The sequence below is a fragment of the Sporosarcina sp. USHLN248 genome, assembly GCF_037144575.1.
Taxonomy (GTDB): domain Bacteria; phylum Bacillota; class Bacilli; order Bacillales_A; family Planococcaceae; genus Sporosarcina; species Sporosarcina contaminans.
In genome coordinates, this window is sequence record NZ_JBBCZC010000071.1 from 1 (window position 1) to 9,885 (window position 9,885).

A 9,885-nucleotide genomic window follows, 5' to 3' on the forward strand; every position below is an offset into this window, starting at 1 on the left:
GAAAGCGTCCGACCGCAGTGGAAATCAACTTTTCTAGTATTACTTCTATTTTAAAAGAAAAAAGACTGTAGGCAAACACCAAAAATTCCTGGTGTTTGTCTACAGTCTGAGCTCTCCGTTTAAAAACGGAAAGCTTTCTATCACTAAACTTTATATTAATTGCATGAAATATCCTTCACATTAAGCTGTTCTTCCTTACTCATACCCACAAGCAATCTAATTGTATGTCAACAAAATATCTCTTAGGTGACCATATTGCAAAACCAGAGAAGAAACAACTAACCGTTTCTTCTCTGGTTCCATTTACAAGGTATTTTGAAATAAGCTGAAATGAATCAAATCCCTAATTCCTGCCCTTTCATCTGTTCACGAAGCGCAGCTTTCAAAAACTTGCCGACAGATGTTTTTGGAATTTCATCAACAAATACGACTTGATCCGGCACCCACCATTTTACAAATTGACCTTCCAAGTAGTTGAGCAGCTCTTCCTTTTTAGCGTCATCCGCTACTTTCCCTTCTTTCAGCACGACACAGGCAAGCGGTCGTTCAGACCATTTTTCATGTGGCACTGCGATGACCGCCGCTTCAAACACATCTTCATGCGTCATTAAAGCATTTTCAAGGTCTACAGATGAAATCCATTCTCCTCCGCTCTTAATTAAATCTTTCGTGCGGTCGGTCAATTTCAAATAACCAAACTCTGTCATGACCGCAATATCCCCCGTATAGAGCCAACCATCTTTAAACGCTTCAGCAGTTCGTTCATCCTTATAATATTCGCTTGCAATCCACGGTCCACGGATTGTCAATTCACCCATCGTTTTGCCGTCCCATGGAACTTCTCCGTTTTCATTGACAACTCGGACTTCAAGGCCAGGCATAATAAGCCCTTGTAATGCACGGATGTCTACCTTTTCATCCATCGTCAATTCTTCCATGCCTGACGTGAAGACGGATAGACTGACGAGCGGAGAAGTTTCAGTCATTCCATAACCAACGATAAACGGCACGCCATGCCTTTCCTCAAACGCTCGGATCAACCCTTTTGGCGAAGCCGAACCACCACAGACGATTGCCCGTAATGAAGAAAGGTCCCTCGGATTCTCATCTTGTTCCTTCAATACAGCAAGCCAAATTGTCGGTACACCCGCTGTAATCGTCACTTTCTCTTTTTCAATTAAATCCAACAGTAGCTGCGGAGTGAAACCTGGTCCAGGCAATACTTGTGTTGAGCCGAAAAAGACCGCTGCAAATGGCATACCCCAAGCATTTACGTGGAACATCGGCACAACTGGCATGACAACATCAGATTCCTTCATGCCCATCGCATCCGCGAGCCCTAATGCATAACTGTGCAGGACGATGCCGCGATGGCTATATACGACACCTTTCGGATTGCCGGTCGTTGCAGATGTATAGCACATTCCCGCTGGCTCGTTTTCATCCAAATCTTCCGGGTACTCGAATTGATCGGAAGCTTCCTCTAACAACGCTTCATAAGAATAGACATTTTCCAACGACGTTTCGGGAATTTCCTTGCTATCTCCCATAATGATATAATGCTTCACAGTCTTCAAAAGTGGAGCAAGCTTTTCAAGATGCGGAAATAAATTATCATCCACGAGTAAGATTTTATCTTCCGCATGATTAATGACATAAGCAATATGCTCCGGAGATAGGCGGATATTCACCATATGAAGCACTGCCCCTGTGCTCGGCACGCCGAAATACGCCTCAAGATGGCGGTGATGGTTCCAGCCGAACGTACCGACTTTCATCCCCTTTGTCATTCCCAACTTTGTTAAAGCATTTGACAGTTTCCGTGTCCGCTTCGCAAAATCACGGTACGGAATACGGTGAATCGTATCTGGGCCAGTCCTTGAGATAATCAGTTTATCCGGAAAAAATTGCTCAGCCCTTTTAATGAAAGAAGATAGTAACAATGGTGTTTGCATCATATTAACCGCTCCCCTTTTGATTCCTATATTTTGTAAAGCATGTACAACCACTCACTAATTGCCAGCAACGCAGGCCTTCTCCCTGTCAGACCATTCCAAGTTATGCATGGCCATAGCCATTTATTCCCCATCATTCAGCCCTAAATTTTTGGCAATGATCACCTTCATAATCTCATTCGTTCCAGCGTAGATGGATGAAACGGGAATATCTCGATATCTTCTTGCAATCTTATACTCTTCCATATAACCATAGCCGCCATGCAACTGCATACATTCCATAGAAATATCCCGCGCCGTCTCAGTAATCCAATACTTCGCCATAGACACTTTCGTAACGACATCTTTGCCTGCTAAATGGTCCTCAATCAGCGATTCCAGAAAAGTTTTCCCTAATTCAATTTTCGTTGCCATCTCGGCAATTTTAAACTGTGTATTTTGAAATGTTGCGATTGGCTTTCCAAATGCTTTTCGTGACTTCACATAATCGATCGTCAATTCAAGCATATCTTCCGCTGCAGTTTGGGCTGCAATCGCAACGACCAACCTCTCTTGCTGAAGCTTCTCCATTAAATAACGGAAGCCTTTTCCTTCCTCCCCTATTAAATTCTCTACTGGAACTCTGCAATCCTCAAAATACAGCTCTGCAGTATCTTGCGAATGCATGCCGACCTTGTCCAACTTTCTTCCTTTTGTAAAACCCGTGGTCCCTTCCTCTATGATGAGCAAGCTGACGCCCTTATGCTTCGGCTGTGCTTTCGGGTCTGTCTTGACAGCAACTAAAAACAAATTTCCGTTCACACCATTTGTAATGAACGTCTTTTGCCCGTTCACAATATAATAATCGCCATCTTTCAACGCAGTCGTTTGGATATTGGCCAAATCCGACCCTGTACCAGGCTCCGTCATTGCTACAGCTGTGATGAAATCTGCTGTAATGCACCCAGGCAACCATTTTTCCTTTTGCTCTTCTGTTCCATACGCCTCAATATAAGGAACGACGATGTCATTATGCAAACCAACGCCTGTCAACCCCGCGCCGACCCGCTCCATCTCTTCCCCGATAATGACGCCATAACTAAAATCCAAGCCAAGTCCCCCATACTTTTCTTCGACTTGCGGACAGAGAAAGCCCATTTCCCCCAACTTCCTCCAAAACTCAACCGGAACGAGCCTTTTTTTCTCCCATTCCTCATAATGAGGGATCGCTTCTTTCGCCAAAAATTTCTTTAGTGTGCTGCGAAATAATTCATGCTCATCCGTTTCATATCGATAGCGAGCCATTTTCTAATCCCCCTTATTTCGGCTGCATCCGAATTGCGCCATCCAATCGGATTACTTCGCCATTCAATAATGGATTCGTTACGATGCTTTCGACCAATTTCGCATATTCTTCCGGCCTTCCGAGCCGATTCGGGAATAATGTCAACGCCTCCAAAGATGCCCTTGCCTGCTCAGGCAGACCTCCGAACAATGGCGTTTCAACAAGCCCGGGTGCAATTGTCATCACACGGATGCCATATGGCGCAAATTCCCGCGCAATCGGCAACGTCATTCCGACAACTCCCCCTTTCGATGCACTGTAAGCCGCTTGCCCGATTTGTCCCTCGAAAGCAGCTACCGAAGCTGTGTTGACAATAACCCCACGCTCGCCGTCCGAATTCGGCTCATTTTTTTGCATCGCAGCGCCTGCTACTCGAATGACATTGAATGTGCCCGTCAAATTTACACGAATCACTTGCTCAAATCGCTCAAGCGCCATTGGACCACCCTTCGATACGACTTTCCCCGGCGTAGCTATGCCCGCACAGTTGACGAGTGCATTGACTGAATCCCACTTATCTACTACCTTTTTCACATTCCGCTCCACTTCCTCAGCGTTCGCAACGTCTGTTTTCAGAAAGTAAGCATGTTCATCACCCAATTCAGACAACAACACAGCGCCTCTCTCTTCATTCATATCAAATATGGCTGCTTTTCCGCCGTTGGCAACAATGCGTCTTACTGTCGCTTCTCCAAGACCGGAAGCTCCACCCGTTACAATTGCGATCACTTCATTGATTTCCATCTCATAGCCCCCATTTTTCATAAACGTTCAACAATTGTCGCGTTCGCCATTCCCATTCCTTCGCAAATGGCAAGCAAACCATATCGACCGCCCGTTCTTTGCAATTCATTGATCATCGATACAAGCAACTTCGTGCCTGTTGCGCCGAGCGGATGGCCTAATGCAATAGCTCCCCCGTTCGGATTCAGTTTTTCAGGATCTGCGTTCGTTTCTTTCAGCCATGCGAGCGGGACAGGCGCAAATGCTTCATTGACCTCATATGTATCCATATCTTCAATTGTCAGCCCCGCCTTCACTAAAACCTTTCGAGTCGCTTCAATCGGACCAGTCAGCATTAATGTCGGATCCGAACCGACTACAGAGCGCGCAACAATGCGGGCGATCGGCCTTGCACCTAACTCATCCGCTTTTTCTCGAGACATGAGCAATACTGCAGAAGCTCCGTCACTCATCTGGCTTGCATTGCCAGCTGTAATGACGCCATTTTCATCGAACACTGTCCGCAATCCAGCAAGTGCTTCCGGTGTCGAATCAGGGCGTGGACCTTCATCTGTTGCAATGACTTTTACCTCGCCATCTTCACGGACAACTTGTACAGGAACGATTTCCTCTGCAAACTTGCCTTCTTCGATGGCCCGGATCGCCCTCTGATGACTTTCATATGCATAGTTGTCCAACTCTTCCCTGCTAAACCCCCATTGTTTTGCAATACGTTCCGCAGAAAGTCCTTGATTAATAATTTCATATTGCTCAGTCAACTTGCTGCTTGGCTTTGCATCGCCGATATTCGAAAACATAGGCGCCCTTGTCATACTTTCAACCCCACCAGCAATGATGATATCCATATCACCTGACAAAATTGCCTGTGCAGCAAAATGGACAGCTTGCTGACTCGAACCGCATTGCCGGTCAATCGTTACACCCGGCACATGGATCGGAAAACCCGCAATTAAAGCAGCTGTCCGCGCAATATTGCCGCCCTGCTCACCCGATTGCGTTACACAGCCTAAAATGACATCCTCCACTTTACCCTTTTCTATTCCCGCCCGCTTCACCAATTCATCTATGACAACTGCAGCCAATTCATCCGGCCGATATAAAGAAAAACTGCCCTTTCTTCTGCAAACAGCCGACCGAACCCCTTCCACTATAACAACTTCTCTCATACCCTCACCCTATTCTCTGAATTAAATGACATTTCTTATATATTGTCATTTTACATGAAAGCGCTATCAAAATCTACTAATCATTGAGTGCGAAAGTGCTATATTTAGCGAACAAGAATCGAGATAATTGATGTTTAACGTAATTAGAATTATTTGTATGCACAGCTCGCTGCGGCGACGCTTTCGCTCGATTATGCACATGGAACGATCAATGTATCTAAGCTACTGATCTTGTATATTTGGAACGATCAAACAACCGTCGGTAGTAACCGACCTGCACCCGATATGGAGGCACCATCGATCGATTATGCAGGCGGCATGATTGATCGATTGCTTCAACCGATTGGTATAATGGGCCAACCGCCCGATTTTACCTCGCATGCACTCGATTTCACACTTGAACCGCTTGAACCATCAACGTTACCGATGGATCATGCAGGAGAAACGCTTGTTAACCTGTAAACCGCTTAATCCACAGCCATAACCGATTGAAAGAATATGCAGGCCACCCGATCTCTCGTCTACTCCCCCAAAAATATAGACATACGTCTCAAGTCTTAGTGTAAAATCCGTTCTCCGCCCGTTTGGAGATAAAAGAAAACAACGTATGCTATAGATACATTGAAGGGAGGAACAACAATATGAAGAAATTTGGTCTCGCAATTATCGGCATAGTGGCAGCGATCGTTGTTCTTACGAATATTGGATCGATGATCGGTCTTGCCATTTCCGCCTTAATTGCATTTGCAGGTTTACATTATTACAGAAAGAGCGATTCAACGTTTCTTAAACTGTTCTGGGGCACTGTCCTCGTCATCGGATTATTGACGGCAGTTACGAACATTCCAGCATTCATCGGCATTATTGCATTGTTGGGTGTTTACTATGTATGGCGCAAATGGAATGACACAGAAAGTGAAAAAATCATTACTCAATCTGACGATCCATTCGTTAACTTTGAACGCCAATGGGATGAATTGACAAAATAAGGAGGAATTCAATATGAACTCACTTTGGAATCGATTAAAGTACACAATTCAAGCAGATTTACACACAGTTCTTGACAATAAAGAAAACAAAAACCCTATCGCAATGTTGAATCAATACATTCGCGAAGCGGAAAAACAGACTTCTTCTGTAGGCAAACTGCTTGAGCGTCAAATTAAACTGAAAGAAGAACTTCAAAAAGAATTGGCAGAAGCCGATGCTATGGCTGATAAACGCAGAAAGCAGCTTGAAATTGCAAAAAATGCGGGAGAAGAAGATCTATCTGCTTTCGCACAAGATGAAGTTGACGCTTACGAACGCAGAAGCATGGAAATCACCAAAAGCATTACTGAAACTACGAACGAACTAATTGTGTTAGAACGGAAATTTGAAGAGATGAAGCATAAAGTGAAAGACATGAAAGTGCGACAGCTGCAATTAATGGGCAAAGAGAACGTTACGCGAGCCCATCGCCGGATGGATAAATTCATTTCCCCAGAGCGTGGAGACAAGCCAATGGCTGGCACGGAAGAAATGAAAACGTATATCGAAAACTTAGGCGGTGAGACTACAAAAGAATACGAAAGTTCTTCAATGGAACTTCGTTTAGAAGCACTTGAGAAAAATGCCGCAAAACAAGACGAAGTAGTGTAAAATCGAATCAGGCCCATATTATGATGCATAGTTAGATACCCTTACATGCGATCCGTGACTAAACAGACGTATTATCTCTGTATCCAAGCACGGACCGCATGTTTACTGGCATAAAACAAGGTTTTATTGACGTGGCATGATGTTCTTCTGGCGTAGGACGCGATTTTATTGGCGTAATATGTAGCTTTTCTGGCGCGAAATGTGGCTTTATTGGCGCAGAAAATGCTTTTACTGGCGCAAAGCTCATTTTACTGGCGCTACATGCAGCTTTGCGTAGAAAATGCTTTGACGCTACATATGTTTTTCTATCGTAATACTAGATTTATTGGAGCGACAAACTGTTTTATTGTCGTAGAACATGAGTTTCTCAGTGCACCACACAATTTTTCCGGCGCAGAATACTTTTTAACGGTACACCATCAGCATCCAATTGTGACCTATCACCTTACGCTCATTCCGACATCAAGAAGGGGGATTTTAAATGAAACAGTCAAATACAAATAAAATAACCTTTTGGCTGATCGCTTTTTTGTTGATCATTTTTTTCGAATCCGTTTTTTTAGCGAACGGCAATATCATTTTCCTCCTTTTAGGTGCCGGACTCACTTATTACGGTTTTAAAAAACGCTCCAAATGGATGACGTTTACAGGACTCTTTTTTGTATTTATGGCACTTATTACACTATGGAGCCTTCGCCTGCTCATATTCGCTGGTCTTGTCTATCTGCTAATCAATATGTGGAAAGGCATTCCTGCTGAAACGATTATGCGGCCATTAAAGGATTTCCAAGCGCCAACACCGAATGGCATATGGAAAAATAAATTGTTTTCCGTCCAAACATCACCGTTTTCTTCCTATGAATGGGAAGACATTCACATACAAGGATTTTTCGGAGATATTTCCGTTGATGCGACTGAAACCGTATTGCCGAAAGGCACTTCTCTTATTGCCATACGTCAAGGTTTCGGGCGAATAAAAATAGACTTGCCTTATGAAATTCCAGTGCGCATCCATTACACAACACTTTTAGGAGAGGCAAAAATTTTTGATATAAGCCCGAAGCGAATGATCAATGAAACACTTCATTACAAAGATGGCTATGACCACCCGAATTATGACGGTGCAGAGTTAATTATTTCCCTATCGACTTGGATTGGAGATATTGAGGTGACGCGGAAATGAAAGCATTATTTGGACGCGGCATCTCTTTATCTATCCTTTTCATAAGCATTACAGCTGTTTATTTTTATCTTTTATTAGATTTGCCGCTAAAAGAAAGCTATACCGTTTTTTATCAAATTGAGTATGCGAACGTCCCTCTTGGCATATGGATTGTCGTAACCTCTTTCTTATTAGGTTGGATCATCGCTTTTTGGATGGGTGCAATTGGCCGTTCAAAAGAGAATGCTTTTGAAAAACAGCTTACGAGTTTGATTGAGACCGAGCAAGTTTTACAAACAAATAAGACGCTTTCTCCGAGAATCGACCGAACGCTAGAAAACGTCTCAAATGTGCTCATCACTCAAAGAAAGAGTTTACAGAGGATTACAGATGAAAGGGCAGAAGCACAAGATAAGCTTATTCAAGAACGGCTCGTACAAGAACGGCAACGACTTGCAAGGGAGTTGCATGATTCTGTTTCGCAGCAGCTATTTGCAGCTTCAATGCTGTTGTCAGCCATTACGGAACAAAGTGATGAATCGGAGCAAAATTACCGGCCATTGCTTCAAGTAGAAAGGATGGTACAGCAGGCGCAGCTTGAAATGCGGGCTTTGCTCCTTCACTTGCGGCCAGCAGCTTTGAACAACAAATCACTAACCGATGGATTGGAAGAGCTTTTAATCGAATTAAAAGAGAAAGTCAACTTCAATATCCGGTTCCGTTTGGAAGATGTGACTTTGTCAAAAGGAGCAGAAGACCATCTTTTCCGCATTGCACAAGAGACCTTGTCGAATACATTGCGACATGCGCAAGCGACAGAAGTTGAAATATTATTTGTCGAACGCGATGGATTGGCCATTTTACGCATACAAGACAACGGCGTCGGCTTTAAAGATGGTGACAGCAAAGGCGGCTCATACGGATTGCAAAATGTGAAGGAACGCGCAATTGAAATTGGCGGCACTTGCAAAATTGTTTCCGTCCCCTCACAAGGAACGATCGTTGAAGTAAAATTGCCTGCTAAGAAAGGAGAGGAAGTCGATGATTCGGATATTGTTGGCGGATGATCATGAAATGGTGCGAATTGGCGTATCTGCCTATTTAAGCACGCAACAGGATATGGAAGTAGTTGGAGAAGCGACGAACGGCCGTGAAGCTGTTCAAAAAGCGTTGGAATTAAAACCCGACATCATATTAATGGATATGGTCATGCCGGAAATGAACGGCGCCGAAGCTACTGCAGAAATTATTAAACAGTGGCCCGAAGCGAAAATTATGGTTATTACAAGCTTCTTAGACGATGATAAAGTATATCCAGCCTTGGAAGCAGGTGCGATCAGCTACATATTAAAAACATCAAATGCCAAAAGGATCGCTGAAGCCATCCGGGAAACTTTGAGCGGCAAAACGGTTTTGGAGCCTGAAGTGACGAGCAAAATGATGCAAAAAATGCGTTCAGGCAATGACCGGCAGCCTCATGAGGAATTGACCGATCGCGAGTTGGAGATCTTGCTTTTATTAGCACAAGGGAAATCAAATCAGGAAATCGCCGACGAGCTGTTCATCGCTTTAAAAACAGTCAAAACCCATGTAAGCAACCTATTGTCAAAATTAGAAGTGCAAGATCGGACGCAAGCCGTCATTTACGCATTTCAGAACAAATTAGTGCAATGAAAGGGCTGCTTTCTTTATAGTTCCTTGGTCATAATTGCAGCGTAATTGCTGAACATTGCTGCATAATCACCAAACATCGGTGCATTCCCCTTCCACATTAGTGCATAAGAAAAAAGGGGCTGTCCAGAAAGTCAGTGAAAACTGATTTTCTGTGATAGTCCCTTTCTGGTTGGAGAATAAATGGGGAACCCCTGACAACCGTCGCTTTCCGTTCCAGGC

10 protein-coding genes are annotated in these 9,885 nt (G+C 43.9%); 6 read left to right on the plus strand and 4 right to left on the minus strand.

Features of this window, described 5'->3' with window-relative positions; all coding sequences use genetic code 11:
• Positions 1–335: 335 nt before the first annotated feature.
• The 4 genes from WFH04_RS17520 to WFH04_RS17535 all read right to left on the minus strand — a co-directional run bounded on the left by WFH04_RS17520 (position 336) and on the right by WFH04_RS17535 (position 5,189).
• The gene (locus WFH04_RS17520) at positions 336–1,958 is read right to left on the minus strand and encodes a long-chain fatty acid--CoA ligase (protein WP_336825518.1); all 1,623 of its coding nucleotides are present in this window, start codon (positions 1,956–1,958) and stop codon (positions 336–338) included.
• 120 nt (positions 1,959–2,078) lie between these two features.
• Positions 2,079–3,239, minus strand: coding sequence for an acyl-CoA dehydrogenase family protein (locus WFH04_RS17525; RefSeq protein WP_336825520.1), 1,161 nt, complete (start codon positions 3,237–3,239; stop codon positions 2,079–2,081).
• A gap of 13 nt (positions 3,240–3,252) precedes the next feature.
• A complete protein-coding gene (locus WFH04_RS17530) occupies positions 3,253–4,023 on the minus strand; it encodes a 3-hydroxyacyl-CoA dehydrogenase (RefSeq protein WP_336825522.1) in 771 nt (256 codons plus the stop codon).
• A 17-nt stretch (positions 4,024–4,040) separates the two neighbouring features.
• Positions 4,041–5,189, minus strand: coding sequence for a thiolase family protein (locus tag WFH04_RS17535; RefSeq protein WP_336825524.1), 1,149 nt, complete (start codon positions 5,187–5,189; stop codon positions 4,041–4,043).
• A 153-nt stretch (positions 5,190–5,342) separates the two neighbouring features.
• Between WFH04_RS17535 and WFH04_RS17540 the strand changes: the two genes are divergently transcribed.
• The 6 genes from WFH04_RS17540 to WFH04_RS17565 all read left to right on the plus strand — a co-directional run bounded on the left by WFH04_RS17540 (position 5,343) and on the right by WFH04_RS17565 (position 9,666).
• Positions 5,343–5,651: a hypothetical protein gene (locus WFH04_RS17540; RefSeq protein ID WP_336825525.1), complete on the plus strand. Its 309-nt coding sequence runs from the start codon at positions 5,343–5,345 to the stop codon at positions 5,649–5,651.
• 179 nt (positions 5,652–5,830) lie between these two features.
• Positions 5,831–6,178: a lmo0954 family membrane protein gene (locus tag WFH04_RS17545; protein ID WP_336825527.1), complete on the plus strand. Its 348-nt coding sequence runs from the start codon at positions 5,831–5,833 to the stop codon at positions 6,176–6,178.
• Between the two features lie 13 nt (positions 6,179–6,191).
• Entirely contained in the window at positions 6,192–6,830 is a 639-nt protein-coding gene (locus tag WFH04_RS17550; RefSeq protein WP_336825529.1) for a PspA/IM30 family protein, read from the plus strand.
• Between the two features lie 481 nt (positions 6,831–7,311).
• Positions 7,312–8,013 (plus strand): cell wall-active antibiotics response protein LiaF, encoded by a 702-nt coding sequence (gene liaF, locus WFH04_RS17555; protein WP_336825531.1) that lies wholly within the window; start codon positions 7,312–7,314, stop codon positions 8,011–8,013.
• Positions 8,010–9,059, plus strand: a complete 1,050-nt coding sequence (locus WFH04_RS17560; protein WP_336825532.1) for a sensor histidine kinase — start codon at positions 8,010–8,012, stop codon at positions 9,057–9,059. Before liaF ends, WFH04_RS17560 begins: the two co-directional genes overlap by 4 nt.
• Positions 9,034–9,666 (plus strand): response regulator transcription factor, encoded by a 633-nt coding sequence (locus WFH04_RS17565; protein ID WP_336825533.1) that lies wholly within the window; start codon positions 9,034–9,036, stop codon positions 9,664–9,666. Before WFH04_RS17560 ends, WFH04_RS17565 begins: the two co-directional genes overlap by 26 nt.
• The last annotated feature ends 219 nt before the right edge of the window (positions 9,667–9,885 follow it).